The sequence below is a fragment of the Tardiphaga sp. 285_C5_N1_2 genome, assembly GCF_052076065.1.
Classification (GTDB): domain Bacteria; phylum Pseudomonadota; class Alphaproteobacteria; order Rhizobiales; family Xanthobacteraceae; genus Tardiphaga; species Tardiphaga robiniae.
This window is the reverse complement of the sequence record NZ_CP197241.1, coordinates 2,643,531-2,666,003: the sequence shown is the minus strand read 5'-3', so window position 1 is coordinate 2,666,003 and position 22,473 is coordinate 2,643,531. Positions and strand designations below refer to the sequence as shown.

Sequence of the window (22,473 nt, the reverse complement as noted above, 5' to 3'; positions counted from 1 at the left end):
GACCGATCGTATCGGCACGCGCGATTGCCCCGGGCGTGCCATTCATGAGGCAGAGTTGTGGAAGATCATGTTGCGAAACAATGCGCGCGGTCGATTGTCGCAGCATCATTTTCCGGCTGTGTGCTTTCGGCAACATATTAGGCAAACCGCGGCATTTCCGTACCAAATTCATCACGAGATTTGGTTATGCCCTCACGCATTCGTGTCCGCGGCAGCTTGCCGACTACCACAGGCATCGACGCCGTTATTCGCGATCAACCTGATTCGTTGAGTGAGTCGAATCGCCTTAGCTATGGCGAACTTCGCACTAGCTCGCGAGGTAGTCCGCTCTCACACCGCCCGTCATCGGCTCCGGCACACCAGTCGTTGCCGGATAGCTCAACGGCAAGCCCGCAAGCGAGCGCGCCGCCAGGAACGCGAAGGCCTGCGCTTCCATCGCATCGGCCGACCAGCCCAGGTCATTCGCACTCTCGACGCTAGCGGCCGGCAATCGCTCCCGCAGCATGCGCAGCATCGTCGGATTGCGTGCGCCGCCGCCGGCGATGATCCAGCTGCGCGGCGGCTTCGGTAACAGCGGCGCAATGCTGGCGATGGTCGCCGCGGTGAACGCCGTCAGTGTCGCTGCACCATCAGCCGGACTCGTATCGCTCAGTTGCAATGCAACGAAGTGATTGCGATCAAGCGACTTCGGCGGCGCTGCCGCAAAGAACGGATTCTGCAACCCCTTTGCGACCCACGCATCATCGACGCGGCCCTGCGCCGCCAATGCGCCATCCGCATCGAACGGCTGCCCCGTTGCACGCAACACGAAATCATCGAGCAGTGCATTGCCCGGACCGGTGTCGCAGGCAATCAACGCGATGTCGCCATCAATGTAAGTCACATTGGACACGCCGCCGATATTGACCACGGCAATGGGCCCGTCACGATGCAGTCCCTGCGCCAACGCACGGTGATAGACCGGCACCAGCGGCGCTCCCTGCCCGCCCGCAGCCACATCAGCCGCTCGCAGGTCGTGGATTACCGGCAGGCCGACCATCCCGGCAAGGCTCGCCCCGTCGCCAATCTGCACGGTAAGTCGATCGGCGGGACGATGCAGCACGGTCTGGCCGTGAAAGCCGACAATGTCGATGCTGTCTCGTGCGATGCCATGATCAGTCAGAAACGCCTCGACGGCCTCGGCATGGGCCGATGTCACCACCCGCTCCGCCTCGGCCAGACTGCCCGGCCTAATATCGCGCCGGCTCAGTTGCACGGCCTCAGCCAGCGCCTGGCGCAACACGGCACGCTCAGCCTCGCTATATGGCCGATACCCCGACGGACCGAACGACCCGACCCGTTCGCCATCGGTCTCGATCAGGGCGACATCGACCCCGTCCAGCGAGGTTCCGCTCATTAGTCCGATCGCGGTCAGCATATCAGGCACACGGCAAAGCCCTCATTTCCGGTCAAAACTTGTGTCGAAGCGTCCAATCTTATAATGCCACAGGCACTTTGGGGCAGCCAGCACGCCCCCACCTTGCCGCCACTCCATTGAGACAGCGTAAAATTATCCGAACCGAGCCGTAAACCGATGACCAGCTACAAGTCCGATTTTCTCAACGTCCTCCAGAGCCGCGGCCTGATCCATCAGGTCTCGGATGCCGAGGCGCTGGACGCCGCCTGCTGCAAAGGACCGGTCACGGCTTATGTGGGCTATGACGCCACGGCGACCAGTCTGCATATCGGCAATCTGATCTCGGTGACCATGTTGTACTGGTTTCAGCAGACCGGCCACCGCCCGATCACGCTGATGGGCGGCGGTACCTCGATGGTCGGCGACCCGTCGTTCCGGGACGACCAGCGGCAACTGCTGACGGTCGAGAAGATCGCGGAGAACATCGAAGGCATCAAGAAAATCTTCGGCAAGATGCTGACCTATGGCGACGGCCCGACCGACGCACTGATGGTCAACAATGCGGACTGGCTGCTGAAGCTGAACTATGTCGAATTCCTGCGCGACGTCGGCCGCCACTTCTCGGTCAATCGTATGTTGTCCTTCGACAGCGTGAAGCTGCGCCTCGACCGCGACCAGTCGCTGTCCTTCCTCGAATTCAACTACATGATCATGCAGGGCTACGACTTCGTCGAGCTCAACCGCCGCTACGGCACGCTGCTGCAGATGGGCGGCTCCGACCAGTGGGGCAACATCATCAATGGCGTCGATCTCAGCCACCGCATGGGCGGCCCGCAGCTCTACGCGCTGACAACGCCGCTGCTCACCAAGTCATCTGGCGAGAAGATGGGCAAGTCGGCCTCCGGCGCCGTCTGGCTCAACGGTGACCTCTTCAGCCCCTACGACTTCTGGCAGTACTTCCGCAACACCGAAGATGCAGACGTCGGCCGTTTCCTCAAGGTCTTCACACGCCTGCCTCTCGACGAAATCGCCAAGCTCGCCGCCTTGAGCGGTTCGGAGATCAACGAGGCGAAGAAGATTCTCGCCACCGAAGCGACGGCCGTGGTGCACGGTCGCGATGCAGCAAATGCCGCTGCGGAGACGGCACGCAAGACCTTCGAGGAAGGCGCGCTCGCCGACAGCTTGCCGACCGTCAATATTCCGCAAGCTGAACTTGAAGCAGGCATCGGTGTCCTCGCGGCCTTCGTCAATGCCGGTTTCGTCGCGTCGAACGGCGAAGCGCGGCGGCAGATCAAGGGCGGTGGCTTGCGCGTCAACGATGTTGCGGTCACCGACGAAAAGATGATGCTGACTCCCGCGCTGCTGACGGAAGGCGTCATCAAGCTCTCGCTCGGGAAGAAGCGGCACATCCTGCTCAAGCCTGCATAGCCACATTCATCCAGCGCACTTGTTCATGCACGGTGAAACGCGCTCCATGGCGCAGCTGTCGCAAACGCCGTGAAGAAGAGCCAGATGGATTTGAAGTCGTCGCAACGCATCGGACTATCGGTCCTCGGCCTCAGCTTCACCTTTGCGCTGTTCGGCCGGGGACTGCAGGAGAGTTTCTCGGTCTTCCTGCTGCCGATTTCACAATCATTCGGCTGGGACCGTAGCGAAGTCGTTTCGATCTATTCGTTGACGGCGCTGTGCGTCGGCCTGTCATCTCCATTGATCGGCCGGCTGTTCGATCGCTCGGGGCCGCGCACGGTATTCGTCGTCGGCCTTTCGGTCCTTGGACTTTCGTTGCTGGCCGCCGCCTATGCCCAGCACCTGTGGCAGTTTCAGCTCGCCCTCGGTGCCTGTTTCGGCTTTGCCGTCGCCTGCATCGGCAACGTCCCGAATGCGCTGCTGCTGGGACGCTGGTTCGGCAAGCGACTGCCGCTAGCAATGTCGGTTTTCTATTCCGCCACCGGCGCAGGCGTCCTGGTGATGCTGCCGCTTGCACAGCTTCTGATCGATCACATCGAGTGGCGTGGCGCCTACCGCACCTTCGGCATGATCGCGCTGGCCCTGCTGGTACCCACCATACTGCTACCTTGGCGTAAGATCAGCGCGGGGTCGCCGCATCTCGATAAATCGGAGAAGCACGACGACATCATCGACGAAGGATGGACACTGGTCGGCGCCATGCGCCATCACGCATTCTGGGCGCTATTCGGCACATTCTTCTTCACTGCCATCGGCATGTTTGCAATCACGCCGCAAGTGGTCGCCTATCTCGTCGATGTCGGCTTCCCGCCTCTGCAAGCAGCGACGGCTTGGGGTTTCAGCGGCATAGTGCTGCTGTTCGGCATGATCGGCGTCAGCTGGCTCGACGGCGTGATCGGTCGACGGCCGTCGATCCTGTTCAGTTATTCAATGTCGATCCTCGGCATCGTGATGCTGTGGCTGCTGCAATGGTATCCGAACTACGCGCTGCTCACCGGCTTCGTCGTCTGCTTCGGCAGCATGATCGGATCGCGCGGCCCGCTGCTGTCAGCGACCGCCATGAAGATCTTTCGCGGCAAACGGATGGGCACCATTTATGGGACGATCACCTTCGGCAGCGGGCTCGGAGCGGCACTTGGCTCATGGACCGGCGGCCTGCTGCATGACTGGACCCAGAGCTATAACGCGCTGCTCGCCTTTGCCTTGATCAGCGTCGTGATCGGCATGATCCCGTTTCTCGTCGTCCCTGCCTTGCGCCGCTAAATCGCTACACGCGCGTTCGCACAGCGAACTCATTGAGTTTGTCAGCTTTCACGATTGGTAAGCGACTCGCTGGTATCTTTTTGCCAGTAATGCTCCGATCAGAGGTCGACATGAGTTTGCTTAGCCGTTTCACCATCCGCACCAAGCTCACCAGCATGGTGCTGGTCTCTGCTGCGTCTATCTGCGCCATCATTGCGGTGGCTGCTTCGCTGAGCCAGAAGCGCATGCAGCAGGATCGGATGGAACAGCTCCACACTGCGGTCGATCTGATGGTCGGCATGGCCGACAGCATGCAGGAAGAAATTGCGGCCGGAAAGATCACCTTGGCTGACGCCCAGATGCGCTATCGCCAGCTCGCCCGCAACATGACCTTCGGCAACAAGCAGGGCTATCTCGTGGCCTACAGGCCCGACGGCGTCCTGTTGGTAAATGCCGGTAATCCGAAGTTGGAAGACAAGAACACGGGCGCCAAGGATTCCAATGGCATCCTGATTTCCAGAGCAATCATCGACGCCGCACGCCAGACCGCCAATGGCGGCAGCACTTACTATCTCTATCCGCGTCCCGGCCAGACTGAGCCGACCGCCAAAATGGTCTTTGCTCGTTACTATGCCCCATGGGATATCACCTTCAGCACCGGCCTTTATATCGACGACCTCGACGCCGACGTGAATGCTCTCCTCGTCCGCCTCGGCTCGCTCGGCGCCGGCGTCCTCGCTGTTATGGCACTGCTGTCCTTTCTGATGGCCAGCGACATCCTGAGCGCACTCCGCCGGCTGCAGGCACGTATGCACGCGATTGCCAATGGCGCGCTCGATGAGAATGTCGGCGAAACCGACCGCGGCGACGAAATCGGCCGCATGGCCGAAACGCTGGAAATGCTGCGCCAGACCTCGCTAACCGCCCGCTCCCTCGAAGCCGAGCAGGCCAAGTTGAAACAGATGAGTGAAGCCGAGAAGCGCGATGCGCTGATTGCCCTCGCCGATCGTTTCGACTCTTCGGTCGGCCAGTTGGTCGGCCTGATGGCATCCGGTTCGACCGAGCTCGAAGCCACCGCGCAGTCGATGAGCGGCACCGCCGCCCGCACCAATGACCAGGCCGGCATCGTCAACACTGCCGCCTTGCAAGCCAGCACCCGCGTGCAGACGGTCGCCGCCGCCGCCGAGGAACTGTCATCGTCTATCGCCGAGATCGCGCGTCAGATGGCGCAGTCGGCCAAGATCACCACCCACGCCGTCGATAGCGCCCGCCGCACCGACACCATCGTTCGCGCCCTCGCTGACGGCGCGCAGCAGATCGAGCATGTCGTAGAACTGATCTCGACGATTGCCGGCCAGACCAACTTGCTGGCGCTAAATGCCACGATCGAAGCCGCCCGCGCCGGTGATGCAGGCCGCGGCTTCGCCGTCGTGGCGACCGAAGTGAAGAGCCTTGCCGGTCAGACCGCCGACGCGACCAAGGAAATCAGCACCCGCATCGCGCAGATCCAGAGTGCGACCAAGGAAGCTGTCGACGCGATCCAGGGCATCACCGCCACCATCGAGGAAGTCAGCGCCATCGCCACCACGATCGGCTCCGCCATTGAGGAGCAAGGTGCCGCGACCGCGGAGATCGCCCGCAACGTGACGCAGACGGCGCAGGCTACGCAGGACGTCACTACCAATATTGGCGGCGTCAGCGCTGCCGCGCATGAGACCGGCGACGCTGCCGGCATGGTGCTCAACGCCGCTTCCGGCCTATCGAAGCAGGCCGAGCAATTGTCTGGCGAAGTCACGACGTTCCTCGCCGGCGTGCGGGCTGCCTAAGCATGACGAACTAAACCCCATTGAATGAAAGGCGCAGTCAGCAATGACTGCGCCTTTTTCATTTCAGGACCTGACGAAGCGGCACATGCTGAAAGGGATGCATTGCAACCCGTGATTTACTATTGGTAAGCAGATTGACGGTATCATTGTCTGGCCACTCTCACGCCGAGGTCCAGATGAGTCTGCTCAGTAACTTCACGATCCGCACCAAGCTCGTCAGCATGGTCGCGGTCTCTGCCATTGCGGTCTGCGCCGTCATCGCGGTCGCCGCTTCGCTTAGTCAGAAGCGGATGATGGAGGATCGGATTTTGCAGCTCCGCACCGCCGTCGATCTTGTCACTGGCCTCGCGCAATCGCTCCAGGACGAAGTTGAAGCGGGCAAAATGAAGTTGCCCGAAGCCGAAGATCAGCTTCGCCTGCGCAGCCGGCGCATGTTGTTCGACAAGGGACAGGGCTACGTGCTCGCCTATCGCGCCGACTCCACCGTGATGGTCCACGGCACGCTGCCGAAGCTCGAAGGCACCATCACCAACGGCAAGGATTCCAATGGCGTCCTGATCGCCTCCGCCGTCATCGCCGCCGCCAACAGCAAGCCTGAAGGTGCGACCGCGACCTATCTGTATCCACGTCCTGGACAGGATGAGCCCCGACCGAAAGTCGTGTTCGCCCGTAAATTCGCGCCGTGGAACGTCGTCATTAGCATTGGCGTCTATGTGGACGACCTCGATGCCGACATGAACGCCCTGCTGATGCGGCTCGGCTCTATTGGTGCCGGCGTGCTCGCACTTATGGCGCTGCTGTCCTGGCTGATTTCCAGCGACATTCTGGGCGCACTGCGCCGGTTGCAGTCACGCATGCATGACATCGCCAATGGCGCGCTCGACGCCAAGGTTGAGGAGACTGATCGCCGCGACGAAATCGGCCGCATGGCGGAAACGCTGGAGATGCTGCGCCAGACATCGCTGACGGCGCGCTCCCTCGAGGCCGAGCAGACCAAAATGAAAAGCCTCAGCGAAGCCGAAAAGCGCGATGCGCTGATCGCTCTCGCCAATCGCTTCGACGCATCCGTCGGCCAGCTGGTCGGACTGATGGCGTCGGGTTCGACCGAGCTCGAAGCCACCGCGCAATCCATGACGGGCACGGCCGATCGGACCAACCAGCAGGCCACGATGGTCAGCTCGGCTGCGACCGAAGCCAGCACGCGCGTGCAGACGGTCGCATCTGCCGCCGAGGAGCTATCCTCGTCGATCACCGAGATCGCACGTCAGATGGCCCAGTCCGCCAAGATCACGTCGCACGCGGTGGATAGTGCACGCCGCACCGATACCATCGTGCGGGCGCTGGCGGATGGCGCACAGCAGATCGAACATGTCGTCGAGCTGATCCAAACCATCGCTGCCCAGACCAACCTCCTCGCTCTGAACGCCACCATCGAAGCTGCGCGCGCTGGCGATGCCGGCCGCGGCTTCGCGGTGGTCGCCACCGAAGTGAAGAGCCTCGCCGGGCAGACCGCCGATGCCACCAAGGAGATCAGCACGCGCATCGCGCAAATCCAGAGCGCGACCAAGGAAGCCGTCGATGCCATCCAGGGCATCACGGCCACCATCGAGGAAGTCAGCGCCATCGCCACGACGATCGGCTCGGCCATTGAGGAGCAAGGCGCGGCGACTGCCGAAATTGCTCGCAACGTGACGCAGACAGCGCAGGCGACCCAGAACGTCACCACCAATATCGGCGGTGTCAGCTCGGCAGCGCACGAGACCGGCAACGCTGCGGGCATGGTGCTGAGTGCGGCAACCGGCCTGTCGAAACAGGCCGAGCAACTGTCCGGCGAAGTCAAAACCTTCCTCGCCGGCGTTCGCGCCGCCTGACGCAGATATCCCTCAAGCACGAAGGGCGCGGTCAGCAATGACTGCGCCCTTCGCTATTTTAGGAGTAACTGCCGATCAACGCGCGGTGAAGCCGCCGTCCACCGGCAGCGCAACGCCCGTGATAAAGGAGGCATCGTCCGAACCGAGCCACAGCGCGGCATGGGCCACATCCTCGGCCTTGCAGAGACGGCCCATGGGCACCGCCGCCAAAAGCTTGGCCTCGTTGGCCGCAGCTTCCGCTGCGACGCCCGAGCGGCCGGTGAAACCGAGCTTCATCGGCGTATCCGCAAGACCCGGGCAGATCACGTTGACGCGGACTTGATCGGAAGCGAATGCCTGTGCCAGCGACTTGGTGAGGCCGACCACAGCGAACTTAGCAGCCGAATAGATCGGGCTCATCATGGAGCCGACAATGCCCGACACCGACGAGGTGAAGATCACCGAGCCGCCGCCACGCTTGCGCATGTGCTTGATCACTTCGCCGGCCGCCAGCGTCGCCGAGGTGACGTTGAGCGCCATCGCAAATTCATAGGCCGTGAGGTCGAGATTCTCGACGCCGGCCGGACCCGGCGTGCCGGCATGAGCCCAGAGGATATCGATACCGCCAAGCGCGGCAGCCGCATCGTTGATTGAACTCTTCATCTGTTCGGTTTTCGACAGATCGGCCTGGATGGTGGTGAGCTCATAACCCAGCTTCTTCATGTCGGATTTGAGCTGCGCGAGCGCGTCCGCATTTACGTCAATGGCGGCGACCTTGGCGCCTTCCTTGAGGAACAGTTCGACGCCGGCGCGTCCCATGCCCGATGCAGCAGCGGTGACGGCGGCGAGTTTATTGGCGAGACGCATTCTGTTGTCCTTGTGGTGTTTTAAAATTGCAGTTCAGACAATGAAAAACGCGCAGTGCGGGGTCACCGACATCTACGCGTTCTCGTCGTTCGTTGTTGCGCCGTTACTTGATCAGCGGGCAGCCGCCGTCCTTGAGCGGACGGAATGCGGTATCGGCCGGGATCGTCGCCAGAACATTGTAATAATCGTACGGCATCTTCGACTCAGCGGGCTGCTTGACCTGCAGCAGATACATGTCGTGCAGCACGCGGCCATCCTCACGTAGCGTGGTCTTGCCGAACAGCGGATCGTCGAACGTGCCCATCTCGCGGATCGCCTTGACGACCGCCGCGCCATCCTTCGGCGAGCCTACCTTGGCGACCGCCTTCAGATAGGTGAGCGACGCCGAATAAGCGCCGGCCTGGTTCATACTGGGATAACGGCCGTTGTTGCGCTTGGCGAAGCGCTCGCCAAAGGTGCGAGTCTGCTCGTTTAGATCCCAATAAAAGCCCTCAGTGAGCTGCAGGCCCTGCGCCGTGTTGAGACCGAGCGAATGGATATCCGAAATGAACATCAGCATGCCGGCGAGCTTCTGGCCTGCCTGCACGATGCCGAACTCCGAGGCCTGTTTGATCGCCTTGATGGTATCGCCGCCGGCATTCGCCAGTGCGATGACCTCGGCCTTGGAGGCCTGCGCCTGCAGCAGATAGGACGCGAAATCGTTCGAATCGGTCGGGTGCTTGATGCTGCCGAGCACCTTGCCTCCATTGGCATTGATGACGGCTGTAGCATCACGCTCTAGCGAAGCGCCCAGCGCGAAGTCGACAGTCAGGAAGAACCAGCTTTTGCCGCCGGCCTTGGTCATTGCATCGGCGGTGCCGTGCGCCAGCGCCCAGGTATCGTAGGTCCAGTGCACCGAGTTCGGGGTGCAAGCCTTGCCGGTCAGGTCCGAGGTGCCCGACGCCGTGAACAGTGCGACCTTGTTGAGCTCGGCCGTCAGCGGCGCGACGGCCAGCGACGTAGCGCTGGTCGGAATGTCCACGAGAACATCGACCCCTTCGGTCTCGTACCACTTGCGAGCAATGTTACGCGCGATGTCCGGCTTGTTCTGCGGATCGCCCTGGATCACTTCGACTTTGAACTTGTCCGCGCCCGAGAGCTTGTTGAAGTCCTCGACAGCCATCTTGGTGGCATCGAACGAGCCCATGCCGCCGATATCCGAGAAGATGCCGGACATATCGGCGAGAACGCCAAGCTTCACCGGCGTCTGTGCCGACGCCATCTGCGCGGACAGCAATCCGAGCGACAGCGCCACGGCTGACACGGCAACAGTATTGCGAATGGTCATCTATTCCTCCCCTGACAAATTCCGTGATTCACCCTGGCAAGGCGCCAGCCCGGCAATCACGTGAATAATTCTTGTTTATGAATTTATAAGACCTATACGTGAATTGTAAGTCAAGACCACCGCCGCCGATCTGGATGGCTTCAAGGACGTTTCAGCGATACAGGGGCCAAACAGAGCGCGCAGAATCGCAAGCGTGTCGCGACGCGTGACGTGCCAACAAGGAAGAATGAGAATTCCAATGCTGGTCAGACAAGCTGCCAACGTCCTGGAACTGATGGAATATTTCGCCCGGCGCAAACGCCCCGCGACGCTGGCCGAAATTTCGGATGACCTCGGCTGGCCGCGCTCCAGTACGTTCAATCTCGTCGGCACCATCGCCGACAAGGGCTGGCTCTATGAGCCCCGTGCGCGCAACGGCTACTATCCCAGCCCCCGCTGGTTAATGCTTGCCCGCGCTGTCGCAGATGCCGAGCCGCTCCCGGACGCGGCCCATGCGCTGGTGACCGAAATCGCCGACCAGACCGGCGAAACGACCGGCGTCGCCGCCCTCGCCGGAACGTCAGCAATCTTCCTGGATGTCGTCGAGTCCACGCATTCGGTGCGCTACTTCGCGCAGATAGGCGACCGCGTTCCGGTCCATGCAAGTTCGGTGGGCCGCGCCATTCTCGAGCAGCATTCGCCCGAGGAACGCAAGGCGATCTATCGCAAGATCAAGTTCGAAGCCTTCTCCCACACGACACCGACAACGGCAGAGGCGATCGAGGCCGAACTCAGAGAGGCGGCCGAGCGCGGTTATCAGCAAAGTTCATCGGAATATATCGCCGACCTCGCGGGCGTCGCCGTGCCCTTGCCGGTGCAACATCGCCGGTTGTCGCTCGTGGTTGCCGGTCCGACGTCGCGCTGCCTGACACGGCGTCCCGAAACGGCAGCCATCATCCAGAAGCTGATACAGAGATTCGCATCCGAACTCGCGTCAAGCTAAGCCCCGCACAATGCGGCGAGCGCTGCGCTTGAGCCACAGACGTCGTTAGTTGCTGTTGTTGTTCTGGTTCGGGAATTCGACCGAATTGTTCTGCTTGCCGGTGCCGAATTCGAAGATCTTGCGGAACACGCCCGGTGCCATGGCCGAGATCGGATTGACGCGCAGCACCGGCGCACCGGGCGTACCGACGACTTCGTAAGTGACGCCGATCAGGCCTTCATTGCTGCCGCCGCCGAGAAACAGTCCGACAATCGGAATCTGGCCGAACATGTTGTTCAGTCCATACATCGGCACAAAGGTGCCGCTCATCCGAACCTGGTTGAGCGGGTAATCGATGCTGCCTTCGATGGTCGCGCCGACGGTCGGGCCTTTGACGACGCCATCCCGAATGGTGAGCTGGCCGTTCTGCCGCGTGAACTCGGCACGCAACCGCGAGAACGCGACGCTGCTCTGCGCCGCGTTCTGCCCGCCTCCGGCAACACTGGCCAGCTGCGCCTCACCCTTGACGTTGAAGTCGCGGATATTGATCAGTCCTTCCTTGGCCCGGGTGTCCGATGAGGGCGGATCCATTGCCAATGCGAGCTGGCCCCCCGACATCTTGGAATAGGTGTCGGTCGCGCGCAGGAAGGCGCCGGCATCGTTGGTCTCGATATAGATGACGTCACGGCCGGCCCCCTGGGAGCGCCCGCGCATGTCGCCCGTCAGCGGTGTGTCGCGTCCGAGCTTTCCGCTCAGGGAGAATTTCTGGATCGTGCCGTTGCGCCGCGAAATCTTGGCATCGACGCTGCGAACCGCCTCGCCGTAGTAACCGGCAACGGCGCCGAGCTTCACGTCAATATCGAAGTCGACCGATTTGGTTTTGCTCTTGGGATCCCCATCCTTGCCTGAAATCGCCGATTTCAGGAAGCCGCGGCCGTCGAACACGTCGCCACGCATCGTGACTTTTAATACGCCATCCGGACCACGGTCTGCCTTCAACGACGTCTTGTCGCCTTCGGACGGCGAATAAGTCGGGAAGTTCACACCGACGAGGTCACCGTTCTGATCGACTTCGACGGAGCCCTTGATCGAAGCCCCACCGCCATCGACGACAATATCTTCCAGACGGGTTGTGTCGCCCTTCTTCACGACGTTAAAGACAGCGCGAGCGCTCTTGCCGGGCAGCTTCATCCAGCCCGGCAGGATATTGTCGAGCTTCAACGGCGTCAGATCGGCGTCGACCCCGAGCTTGCTGTCACGGTCCCCGGAGCCAATCTTGCCGACAACCTTGATCGGGAGATTGCCGACCACCGCCGGTCCGAGGTCCACACCGAGCCGCGCGCGGCTTGCATCGTCAAGCGTCGCGTTGAGACGCACATCGGCATCGCCATCGGTTGGCTTGCGATAGTCGAGCGATGCCGCCTGCCCGTTGATCTTGACGTCACCCTTGACCTGATAACCCTGATTATTCGCTGTGACCTTCAGCGAATTGGCTTCGAGCTTCTGGTTCATCACCAGCTTGTCCGCGGAAAATGCCGTCAGATCCGCGGTGATGTTGTAGGTCGTATCGGCCTTGGTCAGTTCGTGCTGGATAGGCATGCCCATGGCGACCTGCGCGGTCACATTGCCCTTGGTGGTCGCCGGGTCGAGCATGTTGCCGGTGACTTCGCTCAGACGGTTGGAGTTGAGGACATCGGCCACGGCCGCCACCGGTCCCTCCAGTTTGAAACGCACGCGAGCTGGCGATGGCTTCGGCGCCATATCCGGAACTTCGAACACGATATCGCTGAGATTGAGCTTCCGTCCGCCCGCGGTCTCGGAGTTCGCCTGACCGATGGTCACGGTCGCGGTCCGTCCTGTGACGCGCGCGCGCAGATCGCCGTCGCGGATCACCGGCATGCCATCCACCGGACGTAGCGCCACGCCATTGGCGAGGATCTTCACCGACAGCCCCTCATCGGGGATTGGCGGCCCACGCCGTGTCAGGTTCTTGGTCGGCGAATTGACCCCGATCTCGATGCTCTGAAGCTGCCCGCCCTCGATGCGTTCGGTGACCCATTCGCGTACTTCAGGCACGATCAGGATCGGCCACATGCGCTTGAGCGCCGAGGCAGACATCGGCGTTCCCGCAAAGCCGAGGGTCATGCGCGGCTCGCCGGCGTAGTCAATGCTGCCTGTGCCGGCGACCCCGATCTCGCCGTTGCTGATATTCGCCCGCGTCAGCAAAACCCGGCGGTTGTCGGAATCGAAACGCAAGCCGATGTCGATGCTGTTGAAGATCAGCGGCGCTTCACCCGGACCTCCACCCAATACGATGGTGCCGCCGCTGATCCCTGCCTGCCACGAGTCGGTCGCGCCGTTGGGTGGCTCGACATGGGCAAGCGAAGTGACGCGGTTCTCACCGGACACGAACTTGAACGGCGCAAGCAGCACACGGCGGCCGGCATCCCACTCGACGCTCAGCTCCGCCTGATCGATCGGCATCGGATAATCCGGCGTGTCGTTATCGACGATGTTGCCGGCGCCTGCAGTGAGCTTGCCGCGGAAATAGGTCGGGAGGCCGTCGCGCCCGATTTCGCCCCTCAACTCACCGGTCAGCGGCAGATCGGCGCTGTAAGTCAGATCCTTCATGCGCAGTGCAAGCAGGATATTCCGGGTCGAGACCTTGTCGGCCCGCAGACTGACCGCACGCACGCCATTGGCTGGCGCACCGACTGTGACGCCGAGTGTCCATGGGGCCTTGCCGCCTTCGCCCACTGTCATCATGACGCCGCCGCCGCTCGGTCGGCGCAGGGTCAGGCTGATATTGTTGAAGTCCCACGTATTGCCGCGCTGCTGGTCATCAACCACCAGCTTGCCGTTCTTCAGGCCGATCTCGTTGAGGTTCTGTCCGTCGAGGCCCGACAGGGTCAGGCTGTCGAGCCAATCGAGACCCGCAAGCAAGCCGGTGGATGCCTCGCGCTTGTCAGCAGGGGGCTGCGGAATCTGGACCACCGGCGGCTGCGGCTGCCGCGGGAAAGTGAGTTCCGGTTGTCGGCCCGGACCGAGCCACGACCCTGGTGTGCGGGGCGATGCGACACCCGTCGCAATCGGGCGAGCATTCTCGCCGGTCGACACGGTCACCTGCCCATCCGGCGTAATGCGCACAGCCAGCACGACATCGACCAGGTTGAGGCTTTCGGCGCGCAAGCGGCCCATCATCATGGCAGCAGCGGAGAGTCGGACTTCGGCCTTCGGAGCACTGGCCACGACGGCGTGATCACGGTCGCGGACGACGATGTCGCGGATACGCACAGCCATCCGGACCCGCCCGGCGCGTTCGATCTGCGTGCCACCAACTTCGACCGTATTACCCTGCCCGATATTGTCCTGGATCGCCTCGACCAGCCACGGTGTGGCCATGTCGAAATTGATCGGGCCTGCGCCCAGCCGGACCCACAAGGCGCCAAAGCAAACGCCAAAAACAATCAGAAGGATGCCGAGAACAGCCGCGATCCGCTTGACCCATCGACCGCCGGACAGCCAATCGCGAACCGCAACCAGCCGATCGCCGAAACGGTGCCAGCCACTATCTTTCTTGGACAACAAGCGGCGTGCACGGTGATGCCCGGCCTCGTCATGCTGATGATCCCAATCGGCATCATCCCATTGCAAGGACTCGTCATCGGCGCGCGATCGATACGCTTGTGGCGGCTTATTTCTGGCCATTGCCTCTCGGTGCTGGCGCTGACTATGAGAATGATCGTCACCGGCCCTTCGCGCATCGACAACCGACGAGCGCTTTTCTGCCGGCATCGCTGCCAATCCTCGGTTTGAATTATAACTCGTCGTGCGGTCGTTGCGGCGCCCCTATGGCGCACGGAACGTGTGTTGCGTCGAATCCTTTGTAACCATACTCCGAGACCAGCATATTTGGGCCAGCGCATTTGCACTGCAACGTGCCGCCACCCGATCGCTGGTGCTTTGCAATGTCATCACACTGAGCCGCTGAAAGCGACGAAAGGAAGGCGTATGTCCAAGAAATCGCGCAAGAATCCCTCGAAACGAGCCATCTGTACAGTGGCAGAAAACGCATCGGGCGCGAAAGCCGGATTGACGCTGGAAACTGCGGCCAAGCGCCTCGTCGGGCGCGCCGCGCAATTGAACCGCTGAACGCGAAGAAAGGAACATCCATGGCCAAGAAAGCCAGCAAGAAACCCGCCAAGGCCGCCGCCAAGAAAACGGCCAAGACTGCTTCTCCCTCGAAGGCGAAGAAGCCTGCCAAGGCTGCGACAAAGTCCCCAGCCAAAAAGGCTGCCGCCAAGCAAGCCAAGCCTGTGGCGAAAGCCGTGTCCAAGGCGCTAGCCAAGCCAGCCGCCAAAGTCGCGAAGGCTCCTGTCGCCAAAAAGGCTCCAGCGACTAAGACGATCGCCGCGAAGGCGTCGCCCAAAGCAGTTGCGAAGCCTGCGCCGCCCTCCGTGGCGGCACCGAAAGCAACTCGCGAGAAAATCGCACCGGCGCCTAGTGTCGCAACCGAGGGGGCCAAGGCTCCGGCCTTCCAGTTGCCCCGTGACGGCGGCGCTACGGTCTCGCTGTCGGACTATGCTGGCCAGAAGCTGGTGATCTTCTTCTACCCCCGCGCCAGCACGCCGGGCTGCACCAAGGAAGCCATCGACTTCACCCGCCTGTCCGCCGACTTTCAGGCAGCCAACGCCGCCGTGCTTGGCGTCTCGGCCGACCCGCTAAAGGCTCAGGAGTCGTTCCGTGACAAGTTCGCGCTGGGAGTTCCGCTGCTGTCGGACGCGACGCAATCGATGCTGAAAGCCTATGGCGCCTGGGGCGAGAAATCGATGTACGGCAAAACCTTCGAAGGCGTTCTTCGCACCACGGTTTTGATCGATGCGAAAGGCAATGTCGCGAAGATCTGGCGCGGCGTCAAAGTGGACGGACACGCAGACGCGGTGCTCGAAGAGGCACGTCGGATTTGATCAATGTCATTTGCTCAAAATTAACCATGAAGGGCTCAAATCGCCTCCGTTGAGCCAGCCGACGAGTCTCCGGCTGGCATCAGGAGTGCTGATGTCGAACCGCCCTACCCAATATGCCGAGTACCCTCAGCACCACGCACACGACCATGGACGGCCACAGGCGCGCCGCGTCGGGCCGGTCAAGGCGCCGCCCCCGAAAGCCAATCAAAGCGACTATACGATTGCTCATGGCGGCAAGCAGGTCCGCATCGGGCCTGTGGTGTTCTGGATCGTCGTCGGCACGGTGACCGTGCTGGGCGCGTGGTCTGCGGCCACAGCCACTTACTTCGCCTTTCGCGACGACGTGCTGACCAAGCTCATCGCGCGCCAGGCGGACATGCAATATGCCTATGAAGATCGCATCGCTGAACTCCGCGCCAAGATCGACCGGACCACCAGCCGCCAGATGCTGGACCAGGAGCAGTTCGACCAGAAGCTCGATCAGGTCATGCGCCGGCAAACCACACTGGAATCGCGCGCCACGGCGCTCGGCACCATGCCCGATCTGTCTGTTACAGGTTCGATCGGCAAGCCGCCGGCCCGTGGCGCCGCGATCGAGCCTACGACATCGATCCCCAAGCCGTCGCCGATCAGCGACACGGTGACCTTCGTGGCGCCGCCGGATCGCGAAGCGCGGCTTGAGTCCCGCACGCCTGCGCTCACCGCCCAGCAACCCAACCAGTTCGCCAAACTCGGCGGCGTCGACAATGTGATTGGTCGCCTGCAGGCCTCGCTCGATCAGGTCGAGAGCCGCCAGATTGCGACACTCGCCGCGGCTGAAGAATCCATGGACTCGAAGGTTCGTCGCATGCGCGGCGCGATCTCGGACCTCGGGCTCAATATGGCGAAACTCGAATCCGCCACACCGCGCGCACCCATGGGCGGCCCGTTTGTGCCGGTCAAATTGTCATCGAGCGCGGATCCGTTCGAACGCCAACTCTACCGCATCCACGTGACCCGCGCGCAGATGGACAAGCTTAACCGGACGATGGCGCTGGTGCCCTACCGCAAGCCGGTCGTCGGCGAAGTTGAATTCACCTCAGGCTTTGGCGTGCGCAGCGATCCGTTCCTCGGCCGTCCTGCGATGCATACCGGCCTCGATTTCCGCGGTGCTACCGGGGATCCGATCCGTGCCACCGCCAATGGCCGCGTCGTCTCCGCGGCCTACGCCGGTGGCTACGGCCGCATGGTCGAGATCGACCATGGCAACGGATTGTCGACCCGCTACGGCCATATGTCCGCGATCAACGTCAAGGTCGGCGATATCATCAAGATCGGCCAGGTGATCGGCCTGGTCGGTTCGACCGGCCGCTCCACCGGCCCGCATCTGCACTATGAAACCCGTATCGATGGCGAAGCTGTCGATCCGCAGAAGTTTCTCCGCGCCGGCGTTCGCCTCAACGCAGGCTGAACTGGATGTGGGGCATTGTTGCCCTGCCCCTGATGTGATTGAAGCGGGTCTCCGTCAATCCGAGGCACCCCGTTGAAATCCCCCCGACGCATTGGTCCCCGTTTCCCCCGTCTCGGCCGGTTCTGTTTCCGCGCCACACGTCGGGTCGCGACCTGGGCGATGACGCTGGCAGGATTTTATGCCAACGACTCCCACTTTACGGTCCGTCGCATCTCGGAGCTCCGCGCCAAGCTGGCGCGCGGCGAAACGGTTCTGCTCGCCGGCCTCGGACTGCCCGGCACGCACAATTCGGGCGTGGCGCTGGTCGAAGTCACGCGGGCTCACGGCCCGCGCCTCATCGTCAACAACGAAGAAGAACGCTTCTCGGGCGACAAGCACACCACGCAATATCCGCGCGCAGCACTCGATGCGATGCGCGTCACGCTGCAGGCGATGGGCCGTGACGTCCCCGATATCGATGCTTGGCTGACGACCTGGGACTATCCTGATCTGCTCGGCACGCTGGTGCGAAGCATCGTCGAAGAACTTCCCGACGGATTGAAGCTGCTGCGCACCAAGAACTCCGTCAGCTTCGACGCACGGCGCCTCGAGCAGATGACGCGGACCCCGAAGCTGCTCCGCAAGCAATTCGGCCTGCCCGCGCGTGTCCCGCTGCTGATGGTGCCCCATCACGACAACCACGCCTGGTTCTCCTTTGCCGCATCGCCCTTCCCCGATGACGAACCGGTCGCGATCGCCGTGCTGGATGGTACAGGGGATCTGGGCTCGATCTCCCTATATGTCGCCAAGCATGGCGAGATGCAGCGGCTCTATTGCAATAACAGCGTCTTCGACTCCTTGGGTGCGTTCTACAGCGTCATCTCGTCGACACAGGGCGGCTGGACATGGCTGTCGAGCGAAGGCCGCTATATGGGCGCTGCTGCCTGGGGCGACATGGATCGCGCCAGCAATCCGTATTACGCACGGTTGCGCGAGGTGCTGCATTTCGGTGCGAATGGTGAGATCCAACTCAACCGCGCCATGGGCAACTGGTATTGCGACCCGTTCGAGGCGGCTTATAAGTCCGCATTGATCAAGATTCTCGGCGAGCCGCTCAAACCAGATCAGCTCTGGAATCCGGACGCCGTGCTGCGCGTCGAAGATATCCAGCACCGGCCGGATACGCAGGACCGTCTCGATAAAGCGGCAGCGACGCAGCTTGTGTTCGAGGACGCGATGAAGCACGTCGTCGATCATCTGCTGCGCACCACCGGCGCGCATCGGCTGGTGCTCACCGGTGGCGTGGCGCTGAACGCACTCGGCAATATGCGGCTGCTACAGCATTTCGACGAGAACTGGTTCAAGCAGACTCAGGGGCGTGCAAAACGACTGCATCTGTGGATTCCACCGACCCCCGGCGACCCCGGCGTGACCATCGGCGCGGCCTGGATGTTCGCGCATCTTGCCGGCGCACCACGCGGCGCCGCTATGACGCACGCGTTCTATTGCGGCGATGCGCCGACACAGAGCGACATCACCGCGGCACTGCAGGCTGACGACATCAAGACACAGACAATCGGCAATATCTCAACGCCTGAGGGCTGCGATGCAATTGCCGACCTGATGGCCTTCATGGTCGCTCAGAGCGGCATCATCGCGCTTTATCAGGGCGCGGCGGAGACTGGGCCACGTGCGCTCGGCCATCGCTCGATCCTCGCCAATCCCTGCGACGCCGGTACGCGCGAACGGCTCAATGAACGCGTGAAATATCGCGAGGCGATCCGCCCGTTGGCGCCGATGGCGACGCTTGACGCGGCGCACGAGTATTTCGATTTGCTGGAGGGCGCGTCTGACGCGAACTACAACGCCTACAATTACATGGTGCTGACGGCGCAATCGAAGCCGCATGCACGGGAGAGAATTCCGGCCGTTATTCATGCCGATGGCACCGGCCGTATCCAGATCGTCCGCGCCGAGGACGATCCCCTGACCTATGCCTATCTCAAGGCGCTCGGTCGCCATATCGGCGTCGAGCTGTCGGTGAATACCTCGTTCAACGTCGCCGGCCCGATCGCGCAGACGCCGCAGCAGGCCGTCGAGACCCTGCGCCGTTCGGCGGGTCTCGACGTGGTGCTGATGGTTGCGAGCGACGGTCAGGTGACTGCCGCCTGGCATGGCGGCACCCGCGACAGCGGCCGCTTCACGGCCTGGCTGTCGGAGTGGACACGCAGCCGCAGTTAGACCTTGCCGATCTTCCTTGCGACGGCAACCAGACGCGCACTGTCCTTGGCCACGAACGCCGCGAACTCTTCCGAGTCCTGATAGGCGGGCATGTTGCCGGCAGCCTCGAACGTCTTCGTGACTTCCGGATCGCTCATCGCCTGCTTCATGGTCTCGCGCAACTTCGTCACGACCGGTGCGGGCATTCCCTTCGGCGCGAACAGGCCGGCCCAGATGTAGAACTCGACATCGGGATAGCCCAGTTCCTTGAACGTCGGCAGATTCGGGAAGGCAGCGAGGCGTTCACCGCCGAAGTTTGCGAGAACACGCAGTGTCCCGGCATCGACATGCTGCTTGAGCGTGCCCGGCGCCGAGGCTAGCGCCTGGATTTGGCCGCCCAGGAGATCGCTGATCGCAGGGGTCGCACCACGATACGGCACATGTAGCAGCTTGATACCTGCCGCAATCGCGAACATCTCCATCGAGACGTGCAGTGTACCGAACGGGCCCGACGATCCGTATGATATCGCTCCGGGACGCGCCTTGGCGTCGGCGACGAATTCCTGAATTGTCTTCCAGGGCGCGCTGGCCGGCACGGCGAACAAGGTTGGATCCGCGAGCACGCGCGCGACCGGCTGCAGTTGGTCGACCTCATAGGCGACTGGCCGGTCATAGATGCGATCCGACTCGGGCAGAACCGCAAGCGACGACAGCGTCATCAGCAGCGTATGCCCGTCAGGCTGGGCGCGGGCAGCGGTCGCGTTGCCGAGCGAACCACCGGCGCCGCTGCGATTGTCGATGATAACCGGTTTGCCGAGGACCTTCTGCATATAGCTCGCGACCGGACGCGCGGCGATGTCGGCCTGCCCGCCGGCCGGAAATGGCACGACCATGGTGATGTTGCGGCTCGGCCAGGCTTCCTGCGCGCGTACACCCTGACCGGTCAAAGCGAGCGTCGACAAGCCCCCGAGGCCGGCAATGAAGTCACGACGTTTCATATTTGTCTCCCGTTTTGTTTTTGAGCAACGCATTGGTTTCAGTCGCATCCAGGGGACGACGCACCATCTCGGGAGACAGCGCCTGCGCGCCTTGGAGCTCTTTCAAAGCTCTAAGTTGCTGAAGCTCGCAGAATTGAGCGTGGGGCAGATGATGCCCCGCGCCTCTTCATCAAAACCGCAACCTGTGTAGGCTTAATCAGCCAACCGGGTTTTCGAGTTTGCCGATGCCGCTGACCTCGATCGTAACCACGTCGCCCTTCTTCAGGAAGCGCGGCGGCGTGAAGCCGAGGCCGACGCCAGCCGGCGTTCCGGTCGCGATCAGATCGCCCGGCTCCAGCGTGATCCCTGCCGAGAGCGTCTCGATCAGCGTCGGAATGTCGAAGATGAGATCGGTCACCGACGCATCCTGGCGCTTTTCGCCGTTGACGGATGTCGTCAGTCGCATTTTCGTCGGGTCGGGCATCTCGTCAGCGGTCAGGATCGCCGGACCCATCGGGCAGAAACCGTCGATGCCCTTGCCGATGAACCACTGACGATGCTTGTGCTGCAGCGTGCGTGCCGTGACGTCATTGATGATCGTGTAACCGAACACATGCGCCAGCGCGTCTTGCTTCTTGATGCCGCGGCCGCCACGCCCGATGACGACCGTCAGCTCGCCTTCGTAGTCGGTGCTGTCGGTCGGATCGAGATAATTCGGAATCGACTTGCCGGAACCGATCACCGTGCTCGACGGCTTCGTGAAGATGACTGGCGCTTCCGGCACGACTTCCTTTGCCGAGGAGTCGAAACCGCTGCCCGCGAATTCCTTCGCGTGCTCATGGTAGTTCTTGCCAACGCAAAACACGTTGCGTGCCGGGCGCGGGATTGGCGCAAGAAGCTCAACGCTGGCGATAGGAAGGGGCGCGCCCGCTGAAGCGGTAAGCGTACCCTTCAGGCTATCGAAATTGGCAATTAGCGCGATCATATCGGGGGCAACGTCGCGCGGCAGCGGCGAGACCTGAGTGAGCGCCTGATCTGCAATGCCAACCGTGGCCCGGCCCTGATGCAGGAAAGTAACAAGGTGCATTCTTCCTCCTGATATGTCTGCTTGTCCGGCGAACGGATCGCCAGCATCTTCTAAAGATACACCTATCTTCGATAGAAGATTTTGGCAAGCTGATCATCCCGGCTATTTATTCTTTAGAAGACGCACGCGGTCATCTGCCGCAGCAGGATGTGACATGGCGGGCAACGGCGCCTAAGATGGAATCACCGGCGGATACATCCGCGAATGACATTGGAGCAGCACCCGATATGGCGAAACCGGCGACGCGGAAGGTCGTTCGTGAAGACTCCGTCAGTCGCGCATTCGGCGATCGGGTTCGCATATTGCGTGAACAGGCCAACCTGACCCTGGAGCAGTTCTCCAAGCAGTCCGGTGTCAGTCGGGCGATGCTGTCGAAAGTCGAGCGCGGCGAGAAGAGCCCGACGATCGGGGTCGCGCGACGTATCGCGCTGGCTCTGGAAACATCGTTCTCGACGCTGATGGGCGACGACGACGCGCCGCGCCGGGCCTTCGCTGTGGTGCGCAAGGATCAACGCCAGATCTTTCGCGATTCAAAGACGGGCTTCGAGCGCTTCCTGCTGTCGCCCGTCATGGCCGGCATGGCAGTGGAAGTCGTCCTGCATCACCTGCCCCCGAAAACCTCGACCGGCAAATTGCCCGCCTACCCGCAGGGCACATCCAAACACGTCCTTGCCACGCACGGACGCGTCACCGTGCGCACCAAGGATACCGAGACGGTTCTGGATGAGGGTGACTCGCTGTATTTCGAAGTCGATGTCGAGCACTGGTTCGAGAACAAGACCGCGCGCCGGTGTGAATACTACCTCGTGATTTCGGTGCCTCCGAGTTACGGACGACGCAGCGACGGCAAGGCCTAG

17 protein-coding genes are annotated in these 22,473 nt (G+C 62.0%); 11 read left to right on the top strand and 6 right to left on the bottom strand.

Features of this window, described 5'->3' with window-relative positions; translation table 11 throughout:
• Nucleotides 1-307: 307 nt before the first annotated feature.
• Nucleotides 308-1,417 carry an anhydro-N-acetylmuramic acid kinase gene (locus tag AB7951_RS12665; protein ID WP_120289410.1) on the bottom strand — a complete coding sequence of 370 codons (1,110 nt, stop codon included), beginning with the start codon at nucleotides 1,415-1,417 and terminating at the stop codon, nucleotides 308-310.
• A gap of 156 nt (nucleotides 1,418-1,573) precedes the next feature.
• On the opposite strand from AB7951_RS12665, the gene tyrS reads away from it, so the two are divergent.
• The 4 genes from tyrS to AB7951_RS12645 all read left to right on the top strand — a co-directional run bounded on the left by tyrS (nucleotide 1,574) and on the right by AB7951_RS12645 (nucleotide 7,802).
• Nucleotides 1,574-2,824 (top strand): tyrosine--tRNA ligase, encoded by a 1,251-nt coding sequence (tyrS, locus tag AB7951_RS12660; RefSeq protein WP_120289408.1) that lies wholly within the window; start codon nucleotides 1,574-1,576, stop codon nucleotides 2,822-2,824.
• An 84-nt stretch (nucleotides 2,825-2,908) separates the two neighbouring features.
• The gene (locus AB7951_RS12655) at nucleotides 2,909-4,126 is read left to right on the top strand and encodes an MFS transporter (RefSeq protein ID WP_120290294.1); all 1,218 of its coding nucleotides are present in this window, start codon (nucleotides 2,909-2,911) and stop codon (nucleotides 4,124-4,126) included.
• A gap of 110 nt (nucleotides 4,127-4,236) precedes the next feature.
• Nucleotides 4,237-5,931, top strand: a complete 1,695-nt coding sequence (locus tag AB7951_RS12650) for a methyl-accepting chemotaxis protein (protein ID WP_120290292.1) — start codon at nucleotides 4,237-4,239, stop codon at nucleotides 5,929-5,931.
• Nucleotides 5,932-6,107: 176 nt separating this feature from the next.
• Complete coding sequence (locus AB7951_RS12645) at nucleotides 6,108-7,802, top strand: methyl-accepting chemotaxis protein (protein WP_120289406.1); 1,695 nt, start codon at nucleotides 6,108-6,110, stop codon at nucleotides 7,800-7,802.
• A gap of 75 nt (nucleotides 7,803-7,877) precedes the next feature.
• Here AB7951_RS12645 and AB7951_RS12640 read toward each other — a convergent pair whose 3' ends face one another.
• Both AB7951_RS12640 and AB7951_RS12635 read right to left on the bottom strand, forming a co-directional pair.
• Nucleotides 7,878-8,648 (bottom strand): SDR family NAD(P)-dependent oxidoreductase, encoded by a 771-nt coding sequence (locus AB7951_RS12640; protein WP_120289404.1) that lies wholly within the window; start codon nucleotides 8,646-8,648, stop codon nucleotides 7,878-7,880.
• A gap of 103 nt (nucleotides 8,649-8,751) precedes the next feature.
• A complete protein-coding gene (locus AB7951_RS12635; protein WP_120289402.1) occupies nucleotides 8,752-9,975 on the bottom strand; it encodes an ABC transporter substrate-binding protein in 1,224 nt (407 codons plus the stop codon).
• Nucleotides 9,976-10,213: 238 nt separating this feature from the next.
• On the opposite strand from AB7951_RS12635, the gene AB7951_RS12630 reads away from it, so the two are divergent.
• On the top strand, nucleotides 10,214-10,957 hold the full coding sequence (locus tag AB7951_RS12630) for an IclR family transcriptional regulator (protein ID WP_120289400.1): 744 nt from the start codon (nucleotides 10,214-10,216) through the stop codon (nucleotides 10,955-10,957).
• A gap of 45 nt (nucleotides 10,958-11,002) precedes the next feature.
• Here the strand turns inward: AB7951_RS12630 and AB7951_RS12625 are convergent, their stop codons facing one another.
• Complete coding sequence (locus AB7951_RS12625) at nucleotides 11,003-14,236, bottom strand: YhdP family protein (protein WP_439061655.1); 3,234 nt, start codon at nucleotides 14,234-14,236, stop codon at nucleotides 11,003-11,005.
• Between AB7951_RS12625 and AB7951_RS12620 the strand changes: the two genes are divergently transcribed.
• The 5 genes from AB7951_RS12620 to AB7951_RS12600 all read left to right on the top strand — a co-directional run bounded on the left by AB7951_RS12620 (nucleotide 14,192) and on the right by AB7951_RS12600 (nucleotide 19,573).
• Entirely contained in the window at nucleotides 14,192-14,752 is a 561-nt protein-coding gene (locus AB7951_RS12620) for a hypothetical protein (RefSeq protein ID WP_439061656.1), read from the top strand. The genes AB7951_RS12625 and AB7951_RS12620 overlap by 45 nt on opposite strands.
• Before the next feature lie 195 nt (nucleotides 14,753-14,947).
• The gene (locus AB7951_RS12615; RefSeq protein WP_158005733.1) at nucleotides 14,948-15,088 is read left to right on the top strand and encodes a hypothetical protein; all 141 of its coding nucleotides are present in this window, start codon (nucleotides 14,948-14,950) and stop codon (nucleotides 15,086-15,088) included.
• Between the two features lie 20 nt (nucleotides 15,089-15,108).
• On the top strand, nucleotides 15,109-15,903 hold the full coding sequence (locus AB7951_RS12610) for a redoxin domain-containing protein (protein WP_120289396.1): 795 nt from the start codon (nucleotides 15,109-15,111) through the stop codon (nucleotides 15,901-15,903).
• Between the two features lie 91 nt (nucleotides 15,904-15,994).
• A complete protein-coding gene (locus AB7951_RS12605; protein WP_120290290.1) occupies nucleotides 15,995-17,353 on the top strand; it encodes a M23 family metallopeptidase in 1,359 nt (452 codons plus the stop codon).
• Between the two features lie 159 nt (nucleotides 17,354-17,512).
• A complete protein-coding gene (locus AB7951_RS12600; protein ID WP_120289394.1) occupies nucleotides 17,513-19,573 on the top strand; it encodes a carbamoyltransferase C-terminal domain-containing protein in 2,061 nt (686 codons plus the stop codon).
• Here the strand turns inward: AB7951_RS12600 and AB7951_RS12595 are convergent.
• Both AB7951_RS12595 and AB7951_RS12590 read right to left on the bottom strand, forming a co-directional pair.
• Nucleotides 19,570-20,550: a tripartite tricarboxylate transporter substrate binding protein gene (locus AB7951_RS12595; protein WP_120289392.1), complete on the bottom strand. Its 981-nt coding sequence runs from the start codon at nucleotides 20,548-20,550 to the stop codon at nucleotides 19,570-19,572. The two genes, AB7951_RS12600 and AB7951_RS12595, sit on opposite strands and share 4 nt — an antisense overlap.
• Nucleotides 20,551-20,746: 196 nt before the next feature.
• Entirely contained in the window at nucleotides 20,747-21,616 is an 870-nt protein-coding gene (locus AB7951_RS12590) for a fumarylacetoacetate hydrolase family protein (protein ID WP_120289390.1), read from the bottom strand.
• A gap of 227 nt (nucleotides 21,617-21,843) precedes the next feature.
• Between AB7951_RS12590 and AB7951_RS12585 the strand changes: the two genes are divergently transcribed.
• On the top strand, nucleotides 21,844-22,473 hold the full coding sequence (locus tag AB7951_RS12585; RefSeq protein ID WP_120289388.1) for an XRE family transcriptional regulator: 630 nt from the start codon (nucleotides 21,844-21,846) through the stop codon (nucleotides 22,471-22,473).